Genomic DNA, 15714 nt, shown 5'->3' with positions numbered 1-15714 from the left:
CGTTTGATGACGCTAAACAATTATTTGAAATAAGGACTATAAAAAGGCAGCTGAGGTTCTAGAACCTTTTGTAGCTAAAAATCCAAAGCACTTGGAAGCTGCAGAGTTGTATGGTGACGCCAATGCGCAACAAAGTAAATGGGATACAGCTATAACACACTATAAGTTTTTAATAAGTGAAGGTCCTGAGAATGCAAATTACCATTATAAATACGGTGGTGCCTTAGGTATGAAGGCGCTCTCAATAAGTAAGATTAGGGCTTTGGGAATTATTGGAGAGGTAAAAGCAGCTTTTTTAAAAGCCGCCGAATTGGATCCTACTCATATCGATACCCGATGGGCGTTGGTAGAATTGTATATGCAGTTGCCCGGTATAATAGGAGGTAGTAAAAGTAAATCGTTAAAATATGCTCAAGAATTAGAGACCCTTTCCACAGTAGATGGCTACCTAGCCAAAGGCTATATTTACGAGTACGACAACGTACCGGAATTGGCTGAGACTTATTATAAATTAGCTATTTCTGTTGGCGGCTCGGTGACCTGTTATGATAAGTTAATCGCACTTTACGAAAAGGAAGGGAGACCTCAGGAAGCCATTAGTGTTATGGAAGCCGCGCATATTAAGCACCAACGCAACGCTTTGCACTACCAAATGGGAAAGGTTTGTGCAGAATATAATGTACAGTTAGAGAAAGGGGCCTAATGTTTGCAAGTGTATTTAAAGCAGTATAGTGTTCAGGATGGCGTACCAAAAGCATGGGCCTATTACCGTCTGGCACAAATTTACAAGCACCAAAAGGATAAGAGCAAGGCTTTGAAATATATTAATAAAGCCATTTCTGAATTACCTGATAGAGCTGTGTTTACTTCTGAAAAACAGGAAATAAATAACTTGTAAAGACTATGGCCTTATTATAGTGAAATTAAAGCCCCTCAAAAGGTTTCAGAATTTATCATTCTTATAAATTTCGAGAGCTAGAAAGTCCTGATAATTCAGGCGAAAAAGCATTCGGAATTTCGTCCTAAAAAAAGTATCTTTACGCCTACAAAATCAGGACATGAACGTACATTTTATAGCCATAGGCGGAAGCGCAATGCACAACTTAGCATTGGCATTACATAATAAAGGATATCAGGTCACAGGTAGTGATGACGCTATTTTTGAACCTTCAAAATCGCGATTAGATGCTAAAGGGTTGTTACCTGAAGCATGTGGTTGGTTTCCAGAGAAAATTACTGATAACCTAGATGCTATTGTGCTTGGTATGCATGCTAAAGCCGATAATCCTGAGCTGTTAAAAGCACAGGATATCGGACTTAAAATTTACAGTTACCCTGAGTTTCTTTACGAGCAGTCTAAACATAAAACCAGAGTTGTTATTGGTGGTAGCCACGGTAAAACAACAATTACCTCTATGATTTTACACGTCATGCATTATCATGACCGTGACGTCGATTATATGGTAGGCGCACAATTGGAAGGTTTTGATGTGATGGTAAAACTCACCGAGGACAACGATTTTATAGTCTTGGAAGGTGATGAGTATTTAAGTTCACCTATAGATCGCCGACCAAAATTTCACTTATACAAGCCTAATATCGCGCTGCTTAGTGGTATTGCGTGGGATCATATTAATGTGTTTCCTACTTATGAGAATTACGTCGAGCAGTTTAGCATTTTTGTAGATAGTATTGTTAATGGCGGTAGTATAAATTATAATACTGAAGATGCGGAGGTAGTACGTGTTGTCGAGACTAGCGTAAATCCAATTCGTAAAATCGGATACCAAACCCCAGAATATACTGTGCAAGATGGGGAGACACTTTTAGAAACACCAGAAGGTGCTCTACCGATAGAAATTTTTGGTAAACATAATCTTAATAACCTTGCTGGAGCAAAATGGATTTGTCAGCATATGGGTATTGATGAGGATGATTTTTACGAGGCCATTGCAACGTTTAAAGGAGCTAGTAAACGCCTTGAAAAAATAGCGGAAGGTAAAACGAGTGTCGCCTATAAAGATTTTGCCCACTCACCAAGTAAGGTAGAGGCCACTACTAAAGCCGTAAAGGAGCAATATGCTAATAGTAAACTAGTGGCGTGTTTAGAGTTGCATACGTATAGTAGTTTAAATGCCGATTTCCTTAAAGAATATAAAGGCGCGTTAGATGCCGCCGATGTAGCTGTCGTTTTTTACTCTCCTGAGGCTTTAGCTATTAAAAATCTAGATGCGATTTCTCATCAGCAAATTGCCGACGCTTTTAATCGTGAGGATTTAATTATTTATACCAATCCTGAAGATTTTAAATCCTATTTGTTTTCTCAAAACCTAGACCATACTGCATTATTACTAATGAGTTCTGGTAACTATGGCGGATTGGATTTTGAGACCGTTAAAACGTTAATGAATTAAGTCAAACGTATAAATTATACACTAAAGGTTCACCGCTTTCGTTTTGAAAGTGTGAACCTTTTTTTGTGTTAAACTATTAGTAGGTAAAGAGATAGGGGCTGTTTAATAAAAAAAATGTAGATTTACTATATGCCAAAACAGTCCTCGTCATTTTCTATTAAACAGTGGTCTCTCGATGATAGACCTCGCGAAAAGCTTTTACACAAAGGTAAAAGCGCGTTAAGCGATGCCGAATTGGTAGCGATTTTAATTGGTTCTGGTAATCGCGACGAAAGTGCTGTAGCATTATGTCAACGCATATTGGCGAGTTCAAACCATAATTTAAGTCAGTTAGCAAAACTCTCGATTAAACAATTAATGACTTTTAAAGGGATAGGAGAGGCAAAAGCCATTTCTATTATTGCCGCCTTAGAACTGGGGCGCCGCCGAAGGGGAGGTGAAGCTCTTCAACGTGATAAAATTACATCTAGTGCCTCTGCTTTTGAACTTCTGCAGCCTATTTTGGGCGATTTGCCTCATGAGGAGTTTTGGATTGTCTATCTCAATAACTCTAATAAAGTGATTCAGAAATCGCAGCTTAGCAAAGGCGGAATTACAGGGACCTTAGTCGATGTGAGACTCGTATTAAAAACCGCTTTAGAAGTTGGAGCTACAGGTTTACTGTTGGCTCATAACCATCCTTCGGGAACTTTAAAACCTAGTACCGCCGATACCCAAATAACCAATAAATTAAAAGTGGCAGCTCAAAGTTTAGATATTAAAGTCTTGGATCATTTAATTATTACCGAATCAACATATTTCAGTTTTGCAGATGAAGGGCTTTTATAAGGCTAGTCCTAATTTTAGTACAAAAATGAGGTGCATGTGACTGATTGCAAATTAAGTTATGTATTTTTGAACTTAAGATGTCTAACCTCTGGAATATCGCCCTAAATGCTATTAGTTTACACACATAAAATAACACCGCGATTAAAATACATATTTAAGCAAATATGTACTCGAATTTTGGGTATTCCTGTCGATTTTACAACCACGGTTGAAGATTTTATCGCTCACGATAGCTTAAAGATGTCTTATACCAGACAGTCATTAGGTAACGAAATTTTTGTGCGGTCTCATGATCTTTTGTTCGAGCAAGGTATAAGTGATTTAGATATAAAAGTTAGTGATTGGGAGGAAACCAAATGTTTTTTTGCCAATAGCGATCAAAGTGCTTTGCCTTTCGATATTTTTTCGGCCTCTTTTTATTTATTAAGTCGGTACGAAGAGTATTTACCGCATGTAAAAGACGAATTCGGACGTTTTACAGCCTTAGAAAGTTTAGCCTACAAACATCAGTTTTTAGAGCAACCGGTAGTAGATATCTGGGCGTTTAAGTTTTTAAAGGTAGTGCAGACACAATTTCCAGATTACCAATTTCAAAATCGCAAGTATAGTATAAGGCCTGTAATCGATGTGCCTATGGCTTACGATTATAAGTATAAAGGAATTATGCGCACTGTAGGCGGAACTCTAAAAGATCTGTTTAGCTTTAAATTTAAAGATGTTTATAAGAGATATATGGTGATTTTAGGGTTTAAAAATGACCCCTACGATACCTTTAGGTATATTGTAAATCGCCAGAAGTATGTAAAACAAAAGTTTATATTTTTCTTTTTAGTCGGCGATTTTTCGACTTATGATAAAAATAATAGTGTTCAGAAAACGGGATTCGTTTCTTTAATAAAACAAGTGGGTGACTATTGTAAAGTAGGCCTTAAATCGTCTCTGTTTGCAGTAGATAGTAAAGCCACCTTGAAAATGGAAAAGGAGCGGTTAGAGCGTATTATTAATCAGGATATTCCTGCAGCGAGACAGTCGTACTCTAAGTTGAACTTGCCAGAAACCTATCGCAACTTAACCGAATTAGAAATATCGGAAGATTTTACCATGGGATATATTAATCATGTGGGGTTTAGAGCAGGAACTTGTACGCCCTTCTTCTTCTTCGATTTAGACTACGAAATACAAACACCACTGCGTATTAATACCTATCATGTTTTAGATTTTGCGCTTTTAAAACACCACTCGCTCTTAGATAAAAAAATGATTTTAAACCGAATTATTACTGAAGTTAAAAAAGTGAATGGAGAGTTTGTTCCAGTATTTCATAATTACACCTTTAGCAATAGTGAGCGATGGAAAGGCTACAAAGAACTTTTTAATATTATAATAGATTCTACAAATGAGTAAGCGTATTACAGATGTATTCTTTGATTTAGATCATACCCTTTGGGATTTCGATAAAAATTCATCCTTGACTTTTGAGATGATCTTTAAGATGAATGGCATCACCCTTAATCTAAAGGATTTTATAAGTGTCTATGAACCTATAAACCTTAAATATTGGAAATTATATAGGGAGGAACAGGTAGATAAAGCCGCTTTGCGTTACGGGCGGTTAAGCGATACATTTAATGCGCTTAATGTTACAGTTAACGATAGGGTTATTAATAAGCTGGCCGACGATTATATTACGTATTTAACCAGTCATAATCATATTTTTGATGGCACAATAGAGCTCTTGGAGTATCTTGAACCAAAATATAATTTACATATTATTACCAACGGTTTTGCCGATGCACAACAACGTAAATTAGAGCGTTCTAAAATCGGGCATTTTTTTAAAACAGTAACCAATTCTGAAATGGTTGGTGTTAAAAAGCCTAATCCTAAAATGTTTTATTATGCTTTAGATTTAGCACAAGCTAAAAAAGAATCTAGCATCATGATTGGCGATAATTTCGAGGCCGATATTATGGGGGCTTTAAATATTGGGTTGGATGCCATCTGTTTTAATTATCACAAGGCAGAAATTACTGGTGAAATCAAACAAGTTAACCATCTTTTAGAACTAAAAACACTACTTTAACACGGTAGATGACAAATTATATACTATGAAAAAATTAGTCGCTTTTACTTTCCTATTTTTAGCACTTTTCTCCGGATATGCTCAACATAACCTTAATAATTATAAGTATGTTATTGTGCCAGATCGCTATGAGTTTTTGAATACACCTAATGAGTTTAGGCTTAATGAACTCACAAAATTTTTGTTTGAGAAATATAACTTCCTAACGTATATGGAGAGTGATATTCTACCTGAGGACGTCAAGTCAAATAGGTGCTTAGCCTTAAGCGCGAAAGTAATAGACAGGTCTAGTATGTTTAAAACTAGTTTAATTATAGTTCTCGAAAATTGTAAGAAAGATATTGAGTTTAGCTCTCATGAAGGCACCTCAAGAGATAAACTTCGAGATGTTGCATTTAATAAAGCTTTAAGAGCCGCTTCGCAGTCCTTAGCTGCTTTAAATTATAGTTACAGACCGGACGAAAATCAAATTAAATTGGTCAGTGAATCGACTAAAATAAAAGAAGAAATTAAAGCCCTTAAACAAGAGATTACAAGCTTAAAAGACGCTAAGGAAGTTACCGAGTCACGGTCTAATGAATCTTCCAATACCGTAAAAAGAACCAAGGATACGGTGACTTTAACAACACCTTTAAAAGAAACGGTGTTTAAAGCAACGAAAACGTCAAGGGGGTATGAGGTTAGCAATTCGGTAACTAATGAGGTGGTATTACTTTTTCCAACCGATCTTAAAGATGTATTTATGGTTAAAGACAAAAATGCTATTCTATATAAAAAAGATGGTGTTTGGATTTACGCTTCTTTAAACAACAGTGAAATGGTTTCTAAAGTAATGGACATTCAGTTTTAATAGCCGTATTTCTCTTTCCATCGGTTTCTTAAAAATTCACGTTGGCCATTTTCTCGAGCATTATTACCTGGTTTGTATAAGGTGGTGTTTTTAATATTTTCAGGTAAAAACTCTTGAGGCGCAAAATTATTTTCGTAGTTATGAGAATATTTATAGTCTTCACCATAACCAATATCCTTCATGAGTTTTGTGGGTGCATTACGCATGGCTAGCGGTATAGATAAATCTCCGGTATTTTTTACTAATTGCTGGGCTTCATTTATGGCCATATAAGCAGCATTACTTTTTGGCGAACAGGCCAGATAAGTCGCACATTGGCTTAAAATAATTCGCGATTCAGGATAACCTATTGTCGAAACGGCTTGAAAGGTTGTGTTCGCAATAACTAAAGCGGTAGGGTTAGCATTTCCAATATCTTCACTCGCTAAAATTAGAAGGCGTCGCGCTATAAACTTAACATCTTCACCACCTTCTACCATACGCGCTAAATAATATACCGCCGCATTGGGATCACTACCGCGAATCGATTTTATAAAAGCCGATACAATATCGTAATGCTGTTCACCGGTTTTGTCATAGCGTACAGAGTTGTTTTGTACTTTGTCTAAAACCATGTCGTTAGTAATGGTAATCTGGTCTTTGTCTTCGGCAGTAACTATAAGCTCAAATATATTTAATAATTTTCGAGCATCACCACCAGATAGACGCAATAAAGCTTCAGTTTCCTTAAGCTCTATGGTTTTCTGAGATAAGATGTCATCCTCAGTAATGGCGCGCTTTAAAAGCAGCTCTAAATCGTTTTTCTCGAAAGGTTTTAATATGTATACCTGACAGCGTGACAATAAAGCGGGTATCACCTCAAAACTCGGATTTTCTGTTGTGGCTCCAATAAGAGTAACCCATCCTTTTTCAACAGCCTGTAATAAGGAATCCTGTTGCGATTTACTAAAGCGATGTATTTCGTCTATAAATAAAATGGGGTTTTTAGTCGTGAATAAACCACCACTTTGTTTTGCCTTTTCAATAATATCTCGGACATCTTTAACCCCAGAACTAATAGCACTCAACGTGTAAAAAGGACGTTTGGACTCGGTAGCAATAATATTTGCTAAAGTGGTTTTACCAATTCCCGGCGGCCCCCATAATATAAGAGAGGGAATTAAACCTTGTTTTATCTGACTCGTTAACGAGCCATTTTGGCCCACCAAATGTTGCTGACTAATATAGTCCGATAATGTTTTTGGCCGTAATCTTTCTGCTAATGGTGCATTCATAATGTAAAATTAAAGGATTTAAGGGGAATAAAAAGGGGCGTGGTCAAATAATTTATATGGCGAGTTACTTTGCTCGTACCTCTCAAAGTAACCGGGCTATCATTACTCAATCTTTTTAATGGGTAAAAAGGATTTCAAACAGGCCATTCTATCCCTCTCGCAACTGACATTTTATCATTAGTGTAATAAGTGGTAACTATTTTGATATATTGTACTTATGAATAAAACAAACGATCCGTTTAAATTTTCTATAGATGTTATTCTCTATCCGCTACTATTAGTCTTACTAATATGGTTTGTCTTTTCTATCGAAATCCGTTTTGGTTATCGCTTTAACAAGTATGGTATATACCCGCAAACGTTAAAAGGCCTGCGTGGTATTGTTTTTAGTCCGTTTATACATTCTGGAATTAAACATTTGTACTCCAATACCATCCCACTATTTGTATTGTCGGCAGCCTTGTTTTACTTCTATAAGGAAGTCGCTCTAAAGGTTATAATTTATGGTATTTTACTTTCGGGATTAATAACTTGGGCCATTGGTAGGCCGTCCTATCATATTGGAATTAGCGGACTCATTTACGTGTTGTTTAGTTTTAACTTTTTTAAAGGTCTATTTGCTAAACATTATAGGTTAATCGCTTTGTCTTTAGTGGTCATTTTCTTGTATGGAAGCATGTTTGTTTATGCGTTTCCAGTCGACGAAAAAGTGTCGTGGGAAGGACATACTGCTGGCCTAATTACAGGCTTGCTTTTTGCATTGATTTTTAAAAAGAAAATAGCTAAAGTGACCAAGTACGACTGGGAGCAAGAGCAATTTAATCCAGAAGACGATGAGTTCATGAAACACTTCGACGAAGATGGTAAATTTGTGCCCACTCCTAAACCAGATGAAATAGAGGAGGAGACTCCAAGTTCACAGTTGTCTTCAACACAAAGTTCACCAAATATACGCTATGTGTTTAAAGAAAATAAAGACAACGATTTATAAACGTTGTCTTAGAACTTCATATAAGAATACCCCACAAGCAACCGATACATTTAAAGATTCGATTTCACCCAATAAAGGTAGCTTGGCTTTGTTATCTACTAGTTTTAATACCGACGGATTAATACCACGGCCTTCCGATCCCATTATTATGGCACAAGGTTCTTTAAAAGAGACATCGTAAATGGTTTGATCTGTTTTTTCTGTCGCCGCAATGACTTTTATCCCCGATGCCTGCATATAAAACATCGCATCTTTTATGTGGTCTACTTTACAAATTGGAATTTTAAATACAGCTCCAGCACTTGTTTTAATTGTGTCTCCATTTACCGGAGCTCCACCTTTTTTTTGTACTATAATTCCGTTAACACCAGTACACTCTGCCGTTCTAATTATAGCACCAAAATTTCTTACATCGCTTAATTGATCTAACAAAAGAAAAAGGGGAGTAGCCCCACTAGCAATTGTGTTTTCTACTAGAGTTTCTAGATCATGAAAAGTTATGGGTGCTATTTGTGCTACGGCACCTTGGTGATTGTTTTTTGTTAATTTATTCAGTTTTTCAACCGGTACATACGATGCGTTTATACCGTTTTTCTTTATAGCAAACTCAAGCTCTTGAAAGAGCTCGCCTTTAAGTCCTTTTTGTAAGAATACCTTATCAATGGTATTGTTAGCCTGTATGGCTTCAATAATGGCTCTTAAACCAAAAATCTGTGTGTCTTTTTCCATAAAACAAAAGTAAACAAAAAGAGACTGATTTTCATCAGTCTCTTTTAGAATTAATTATTTGGTACTATAAATGTTATAGAGGCGTTACAGTGTACTCGTAACCATTAGTTACAGTTAATGTAGCTATAGACATTAAGTTACCCATGTTTACATCACCTGGTGTACTTAACGTATATCCTCCAGAGTAATCAAACACAGTTTCATTGATAAAGTGCTCTTGACTATAAGTCAATTGAACTGGTAATGTATCTGTGAAACCATAGTCTTCTAATGGATTTTCATATAAATCAATTGCGATTTCATATGTTCCATCAGGTAAACCTGAAACTGAACCTACTTCAGGACAGTCTCCTGTTCCTACAATATAGTCTATTAAAATACCATTTTGGTCTAATAAAAGTAAATCAAGATCCATACCACAGAAACTTTCTATAGTTACTCCGTCTTGTGAAGCACTACCATCCCATGATAATACAAGGTCTAATACATCATTGATGTAATCTCCTGTGATCGTTCCATTAAATGTGAATGGAGTTAATGAGATATTAGAATCTTGTGTCATTGCAGAAATTGTAAACGTTTCATCGTTTTCAATATCTCCTGTTTGATACACTACAACACTTGCTGTTGCAGAAGTTGTACCAGCATATATTATTAATGCATCATCGAAATCAAAATCTACACCTTTAGTAGCATCACCGGCAGTTTGCTCGAAAGTAACTGGGTAATCTAATTCTTGTGGTGCAGAGATACTAGCAGTAATAGTATAAACTGCAGTTCCATCTGTTTCTACAACAGTAACATCGTTGTCATCTGCTGTTAAAGTTACTGTTACTGGAGAGTAACTTACTGTATCCACTCCTTCAAAATCATCGTCTTCACAAGAAGTTAATCCTGTTAATATAAGTGCAGACAGTGATAAATATTTAATAGAATTTTTATATATTTTATTCATTTGTTTCTAATTTTAATAGATTAGTTAGGAGTATACACAAATGTTTCTCCTGAGTTATCGAAAAATGGTCCTGAATCTACAGTTGTACTGTTGTATAAAATGTAACCATTGATTGTAATAACACCTGTAACTGGGTCAACTACTCCAGATCCTTGAACTAAGTAGCTTCCTCCAAGTACTAAGGTATCAATTGTAATTGTACCACATGAATCGCTAAATTCAAAAGGAATTCCAGCTCCACCAGAACTTAACCCTGGTAATGTATCATGCTCGTAAACACCATCTGCTAATTCTGTGATATTCACATTTGCAAACGGACCAGAAGTTGTTACATAAGCTCCAGCTAAATCAGAGTTACATAAGTAAGATATGTTAATAGTTTGAGATCCCGTTTTTCCACTTGGTATAACACCATTACCTCCGCTAGAAGCAACAATATCAAGAATTAAAGTAAAAGAACTTGGAGCTGTAATTGAACTATCATCAGATAATACCGTAAAAGGAACCGCTCCTGATAACCCTGTAGAAGGGCTTAAAGTTAAAGATGTATCTCCTAAAGTGTAGTGTACACCTTCTATAGCAGTAGACGCAGCGTTTACTTCAATTGATAATTGTACATCTTCGGTAATAGTAGCTACGTTAGGTCCTATTACTCCTACAGTTGTTTCTAGGTCATAACTACCTGTACCCTCTGTCACCAAAGCGTTACGAGAGCTACTCATAAATCCTACTAAATCAGGAGTATCTGCAATGGCATCTGTCATTACATCATCGTCTACTAGACAAGATGTAAATGATAATGATAATACCATTAAGATTAAAAATTTATTTATTGTTTTCATATTTTATATTTTTTAATTTTAGTTAGCCCAAAATATTTTACTTGTGAATACATTTGGTTGAGATGGTACATTTCCACCGTTTCCAGAGATTTCTTGAGAAGGGTAAGCCAATCTTACTGGTCTGTTAGCTTCTGGAGAAGATAAAGAGATTGGTAAGTTTGATGGATAACCTGTTCTACTAAAATCATACCAGCTTTGAGCAGCGTCAAGACCGTTTAATGCAACCCATTTTTGAGTAATGATAGCTTCTAGTTTGTTAGAAGTAGATCCCCAACTTACTAAATTGATTGGTTGTGTGTAGTATCCTGCGGCATTAGCTGCACCTACACCTAAATAATCAAAAGAAGCTGTAATACCATTTTCGTAGTGCTGTTGTGCACTAGAAGATAAAAATGTTTTTAATGCTGCTTCTGCTTGTAAAAATTCTGCTTCAGCTAAAGAAAATATAACTGAATCTTGCTCAGAACCTTTTAATAATCCAGGACCAATGTTAGAAACGTAAGGTTCTGTTAAAGCTCCTCCTGCAGGATAAGAATCTAGTCCTTGCTCTACACCTAAGTGTCCAGTGTCAGGTTTTTCATAGATATAATCAATACGAGGATCATTAGTATCTGTTAAATAATCTAAAACGAAAGGTGTTGCACATGTAGCAAAATAGTTGTTTACGTACTCTCCTGCTGTAGTTTGGCCAAAGTTTGACCAGAAAGGATTTTGCTGATCTTCTTGCTCTGCATAACCAGGGTTAGCTGTAGCGTTTGCTGTGATAAAACCAGAACCTTCGTTAGCAATTTTTTGGAATTCAGTATTGATGTATGCATCTCTACCTACCATATCAGACTGTCTTACTAATATTCTTAATTTAACAGTATTTGCAAATTTCTTCCATTCGTTCATGTCTCCTCCGTACATAATGTCTGAACCACCTGGAGTTAAAACATTTGCGTTAGCATTACCAGCATTAATTAATGCGATTGCATTGTCTAATTGTACGATTAAATCTTCATAAACAGTTAATGCATCATCAAATGCAGGTGTAGGATTATCACCTCTTTGTAGTGCTTCAAAATATGGTATGTCACCGTAAGTGTCAACTAAATTTTGGAAGTGGAATGATTTCATAATTTTAGAAATCGCTTTGTAATACTCATAGTTTGGAGTATCAACATCCATTGTATGGTATTGCTTTAATGTATTTTGGTACTGGTAAGTCCAAATTGTTGAATAAAAAGTTGAGTTACCTCTGTATTCAAATTCATCTTGGTACCATGAGTATCCGTCCGATTGGCTCCAGTTATACATCATTAGGTTACCTAATGTGTTTAATCTTCGCGCTCCAGTAGGGCCCGTAATCGTGTAGGCAGTGTATCGCTGTGCTACTGGTAGTAACAAGTCTGGTGACGCTGTAATTGGGTTATTTGGGTCAGTATTGACATCCAAATACTCGTCACTACAACCAACTGTAATAATCGAGAGCATTACAATTGAGAATAATTTAAATATATTTTTCATTTTCAAGTTTGTTTAAAATTAAAATTCTAGATTAAGATTCACACCAAATGATCTCGTTGGAGGAGATTGGAAATATCCACCTAAACCGATACCGTTTCCTGCAGAATTGTTAAATTCTGGATCTGAGAATCTGTTCTCTTCTGGTAACCATGTGATTAGATTACGACCAATAAGAGCAATCGATAATTTTGAGATAAATGCATTATCTAAGTATTTAGAAGGCATATCATATCTTAAAGAAACCTCTCTTAATTTTAATGCAGTTGCATCTTTCACGTAGTTTTCTTTAATGTCGTTGTATGTATTAGTCCAAAAGTTCTGACGACCTCCTGTTACTGGAATATTGTTATTTGCAACATAAACAGGATCGTTTGCTGTTCCAACGTTTACAACTGAATTAGGGAATACGAAATCTTGACGGTTAGAAGACACACTTTCTGCAGATCTTCCTGTAAATTCCATAGCATCACCTAATTGAGAAATGTATACGTGTCCTGTTCTATAATCCATAGTACCAGTTAACGTAAACCCTTTGTAGCTTACTGCATTTGTTAAACCAACGATGTAATCTGGAGTTGTTTTTCCTAAATCTTTAAGTCCTCCAACAACTGGATTACCTGTATTAGCGTTAACAATAACTCGTCCTTGATCATCTCTTTCGTATCCAACAGCTCTTACTTGAGGAAAATCTTCTCCTACAACAGCCCATAATCCAGAGGTTGCACCTCCTCCAATTTGAATTTGATCTAATCCTGGTTGGATTGATACAACTTTATTTTCGTTAGTTGTAAAGTTTACATTTACATCCCAGTTAAAATCTCCGTCATTTTCAGCTCTAAAAGGAACTAAACCAAGACTTAACTCTACACCTGAACCTTCAACAGATCCAATGTTTGTAAGTATACTGTTAGAACCAGCTGATGGAGCTGTTGTTGCAGTCGTAATTAAGTCTGTAGTTGTAGTTTGGTAATATGCAGCGTTTAATGTAACACGACGCTTAAAGAACTCTAAGTTTAATCCGATTTCATCGGTTTTAATCTTCTCTTTCTGAACATTAGTATCTACAGCTACACCCGATACAACAAAACCGTTAAGTCCAGTTGAAGAATATGGGAATCCAGCTTGTTGACCGTAAGTTTCATTAATTGAGTAAGGACCTAAATCATTATACACAGTAGCATTACTATAAGTAACTTTACCGAAGTTTAAAGCATCAAAGTTTAATAAATCAGAGAATAAGAAAGATAAACCAAATGATGGGTAGAAATAACTATTGTTATCACTGCTTAAAGTAGAAGTGTAATCTTGTCTACCAGAGAAACTTGCAAATAGGAAGTTGTCATATCCAAGACTGAAGTCTCCAAAAAGACCATAAGTTCTTTTAACTCTTTCGTTAACAAATGCTCCACCAACTAATCCTCCAGCTAATTGACCTGTTGTGTTAGATAAATCATAAAACCCAGGTATACTTAAGTTGTTAGCACGGTAAGCACTTTGTCTAAGCTTTTGAGTTAATGTAGTTGCACCTAAAATAGCTTTTAAATTAAATTTTTCTGATAATTCAAATTCACTCTGAGCTAAAAAGTCAGCAGAGTATTCAAGTGATTGTGCTTCGTAGTCTTCAACAAAAGATGAAACTGGATCTGGTCGACCAGCTGTCTCTAAGTAATCGCTATTTGGAGCGTAAGCTTGAGCATCTCTCCACTCTTTACCTATTGAGTTTAAACTGTTAACACCAATACGACCAGTAAGATCTAACCATTCAGTTACTTCCCAATCAGCGTTCATGTTTGCTACAAGACGATTAGATTTGTCTGTATCTCTGTTTGTGTCAATAGCCCAGTAAGGGTTTTGGTAATAAGCATTATACCATCCATTAGGTGATGCATATTTATCATTTCTCCAATCTTTGTATTGACTTAAAGGAATGTTTGCAGTTGTGTTAAGGATAAACCAGTATAAAGGACGATCTTGAGATCCAATAGTTTGACCTACTAAATCAGATTTGTCAGTTGTATAACTAGATGTTAAACCTAATTCAAGTTTCCCCATTTTTCTACTAGCATTTACTCTTAAAGAGTTTCTAGTATACGTGTCATCTGGAACAATACCTTCTGTTTCTAATCTACCAAAAGACATATAAAATCTATTTTTTTCATCACTACCTGATACATAAACAGTATTGTTAGATGATCCACCAGTGTTGTAAAAATCTTTTAAGTTATCTTTAATTGGTGCATAAGCTAAACTTTGGTATGATCCATCATTAAAGATTGGACCAACACGTCTTCTTACGCCGTCAAAAGCTGGACCCCAGTTTGTGTTTTCATAAGGATCGTAAGCACCTTGCCATCCTGACCCATATTGAGTTTGGAAGTCTGGCATATAAGCTACTTGCTCGATAGTGTACGAAGAGTTAACACCAATTGTAAATTTGTCTCCTTTTTGTCCAGTTTTTGTTGTAATTAATAGGGCACCGTTTGCTGCTCTAGAACCGTAAAGAGCTGCTGCAGTAGCACCTTTTAACGTATTAATGCTTTCAATATCGTTAGGGTTTAATTGGTCAAAAGCACCTTGAGTAGAAATAGAACCGTCAATTACTATTAATGCTGAGTTAGACTGAGTAATTGAACGAAGTCCACGTAATAATATTTGTGTACTTGGTTTAACACCGTTGTCCTGCACATTAATTTGTAAACCAGCTACTTTACCAGCAAGAGCTGATGCAGCAGACTGTGGTTGAACAGTTAAAAGCTTATCGCTATCTACCGACTCGGTAACATAGGATGTCTCTCTCTTTTCTCTCTTAATACCCATTGCTGTAATAACTACCTCGTCGATAGTTGCTACATCAACTTCCATTGAGAAGCTTATTGTGTTAGATGTTCCAACAGTTTTGTTAACGTCTTTATACCCTACGAAAGAGTATGTAATAACGTCTCCGGTGCTAGCAGATAGCGCGTACTTACCGTCGAAATCTGATTGCGTACCGCTATTGGTACCTTTAACAACAATATTTACCCCAGGCAACGGTAATCCGTTTTCATCGGAAATCGTTCCTGAAATTGATTTTTCTTGTGCGAACGTGAGTTGCACAACAAACGCTAGAAACAGCGTTAAAATTCCACTAAACTTTGTTTTCATTTTATATTTTATTTGAATTAGTCTAGGCCAAAAATCATAATAAAAAGTTAATAAAACAATATTTATTGGTTAAAATTTCAAAAAACTTTTCAAAT

General features: G+C 36.0%; 14 protein-coding genes. 8 read left to right on the top strand and 6 right to left on the bottom strand.

Features of this window, described 5'->3' with window-relative positions; genetic code table 11:
* Nucleotides 1-91: 91 nt before the first annotated feature.
* The 7 genes from BLV64_RS14845 to BLV64_RS08200 all read left to right on the top strand — a co-directional run bounded on the left by BLV64_RS14845 (nt 92) and on the right by BLV64_RS08200 (nt 6175).
* A complete protein-coding gene (locus BLV64_RS14845; RefSeq protein ID WP_317042112.1) occupies nt 92-703 on the top strand; it encodes a tetratricopeptide repeat protein in 612 nt (203 codons plus the stop codon).
* Between the two features lie 9 nt (nt 704-712).
* Nucleotides 713-898 carry a tetratricopeptide repeat protein gene (locus tag BLV64_RS14840; protein ID WP_317042113.1) on the top strand — a complete coding sequence of 62 codons (186 nt, stop codon included), beginning with the start codon at nt 713-715 and terminating at the stop codon, nt 896-898.
* A 160-nt stretch (nt 899-1058) separates the two neighbouring features.
* Nucleotides 1059-2414 (top strand): UDP-N-acetylmuramate--L-alanine ligase, encoded by a 1356-nt coding sequence (locus BLV64_RS08220; protein ID WP_092133911.1) that lies wholly within the window; start codon nt 1059-1061, stop codon nt 2412-2414.
* Between the two features lie 129 nt (nt 2415-2543).
* Nucleotides 2544-3242 (top strand): RadC family protein, encoded by a 699-nt coding sequence (gene radC, locus BLV64_RS08215; protein ID WP_092133909.1) that lies wholly within the window; start codon nt 2544-2546, stop codon nt 3240-3242.
* Between the two features lie 105 nt (nt 3243-3347).
* Nucleotides 3348-4646, top strand: coding sequence for a polysaccharide deacetylase family protein (locus tag BLV64_RS08210; RefSeq protein WP_092133907.1), 1299 nt, complete (start codon nt 3348-3350; stop codon nt 4644-4646).
* Nucleotides 4639-5325, top strand: coding sequence for a YjjG family noncanonical pyrimidine nucleotidase (locus BLV64_RS08205; protein WP_092133905.1), 687 nt, complete (start codon nt 4639-4641; stop codon nt 5323-5325). Before BLV64_RS08210 ends, BLV64_RS08205 begins: the two co-directional genes overlap by 8 nt.
* A 25-nt stretch (nt 5326-5350) precedes the next feature.
* Nucleotides 5351-6175 (top strand): hypothetical protein, encoded by an 825-nt coding sequence (locus BLV64_RS08200; protein ID WP_092133903.1) that lies wholly within the window; start codon nt 5351-5353, stop codon nt 6173-6175.
* On the opposite strand, the gene BLV64_RS08195 is transcribed toward BLV64_RS08200, so the two are convergent.
* The gene (locus tag BLV64_RS08195; protein WP_092133901.1) at nt 6172-7449 is read right to left on the bottom strand and encodes a replication-associated recombination protein A; all 1278 of its coding nucleotides are present in this window, start codon (nt 7447-7449) and stop codon (nt 6172-6174) included. The genes BLV64_RS08200 and BLV64_RS08195 overlap by 4 nt on opposite strands.
* Nucleotides 7450-7666: 217 nt before the next feature.
* On the opposite strand from BLV64_RS08195, the gene BLV64_RS08190 reads away from it, so the two are divergent.
* A complete protein-coding gene (locus BLV64_RS08190; RefSeq protein ID WP_092133899.1) occupies nt 7667-8440 on the top strand; it encodes a rhomboid family intramembrane serine protease in 774 nt (257 codons plus the stop codon).
* Here the strand turns inward: BLV64_RS08190 and rlmB are convergent.
* From rlmB to BLV64_RS08165, 5 genes are all read right to left on the bottom strand, one after another.
* Nucleotides 8435-9169, bottom strand: a complete 735-nt coding sequence (rlmB, locus tag BLV64_RS08185; RefSeq protein ID WP_092133897.1) for a 23S rRNA (guanosine(2251)-2'-O)-methyltransferase RlmB — start codon at nt 9167-9169, stop codon at nt 8435-8437. The two genes, BLV64_RS08190 and rlmB, sit on opposite strands and share 6 nt — an antisense overlap.
* Nucleotides 9170-9242: 73 nt before the next feature.
* Nucleotides 9243-10124 carry a hypothetical protein gene (locus tag BLV64_RS08180; protein WP_092133895.1) on the bottom strand — a complete coding sequence of 294 codons (882 nt, stop codon included), beginning with the start codon at nt 10122-10124 and terminating at the stop codon, nt 9243-9245.
* Between the two features lie 20 nt (nt 10125-10144).
* A complete protein-coding gene (locus BLV64_RS08175; RefSeq protein ID WP_092133893.1) occupies nt 10145-10966 on the bottom strand; it encodes a hypothetical protein in 822 nt (273 codons plus the stop codon).
* An 18-nt stretch (nt 10967-10984) separates the two neighbouring features.
* On the bottom strand, nt 10985-12475 hold the full coding sequence (locus tag BLV64_RS08170) for a SusD/RagB family nutrient-binding outer membrane lipoprotein (protein ID WP_092133891.1): 1491 nt from the start codon (nt 12473-12475) through the stop codon (nt 10985-10987).
* Nucleotides 12476-12493: 18 nt separating this feature from the next.
* Nucleotides 12494-15619 carry a SusC/RagA family TonB-linked outer membrane protein gene (locus BLV64_RS08165; RefSeq protein ID WP_092133890.1) on the bottom strand — a complete coding sequence of 1042 codons (3126 nt, stop codon included), beginning with the start codon at nt 15617-15619 and terminating at the stop codon, nt 12494-12496.
* Nucleotides 15620-15714 lie beyond the last annotated feature (95 nt).

This window comes from Bizionia paragorgiae, from assembly GCF_900107625.1.
GTDB lineage: Bacteria > Bacteroidota > Bacteroidia > Flavobacteriales > Flavobacteriaceae > Bizionia > Bizionia paragorgiae.
The sequence above is the reverse complement of the archived record's forward strand: the minus strand, read 5'-3'. Positions and strand labels throughout refer to the sequence as shown.

Coding starts and splice junctions, on each gene's coding strand:
- BLV64_RS08220 (WP_092133911.1), top strand. CDS start 1,059: ATGAACGTACATTTTATAGCCATAGGCGGAAGCGCAATGCACAACTTA.
- radC (WP_092133909.1), top strand. CDS start 2,544: ATGCCAAAACAGTCCTCGTCATTTTCTATTAAACAGTGGTCTCTCGAT.
- BLV64_RS08210 (WP_092133907.1), top strand. CDS start 3,348: ATGCTATTAGTTTACACACATAAAATAACACCGCGATTAAAATACATA.
- BLV64_RS08205 (WP_092133905.1), top strand. CDS start 4,639: ATGAGTAAGCGTATTACAGATGTATTCTTTGATTTAGATCATACCCTT.
- BLV64_RS08200 (WP_092133903.1), top strand. CDS start 5,351: ATGAAAAAATTAGTCGCTTTTACTTTCCTATTTTTAGCACTTTTCTCC.
- BLV64_RS08195 (WP_092133901.1), bottom strand. CDS start 7,449: ATGAATGCACCATTAGCAGAAAGATTACGGCCAAAAACATTATCGGAC.
- BLV64_RS08190 (WP_092133899.1), top strand. CDS start 7,667: ATGAATAAAACAAACGATCCGTTTAAATTTTCTATAGATGTTATTCTC.
- rlmB (WP_092133897.1), bottom strand. CDS start 9,169: ATGGAAAAAGACACACAGATTTTTGGTTTAAGAGCCATTATTGAAGCC.
- BLV64_RS08180 (WP_092133895.1), bottom strand. CDS start 10,124: ATGAATAAAATATATAAAAATTCTATTAAATATTTATCACTGTCTGCA.
- BLV64_RS08175 (WP_092133893.1), bottom strand. CDS start 10,966: ATGAAAACAATAAATAAATTTTTAATCTTAATGGTATTATCATTATCA.
- BLV64_RS08170 (WP_092133891.1), bottom strand. CDS start 12,475: ATGAAAAATATATTTAAATTATTCTCAATTGTAATGCTCTCGATTATT.
- BLV64_RS08165 (WP_092133890.1), bottom strand. CDS start 15,619: ATGAAAACAAAGTTTAGTGGAATTTTAACGCTGTTTCTAGCGTTTGTT.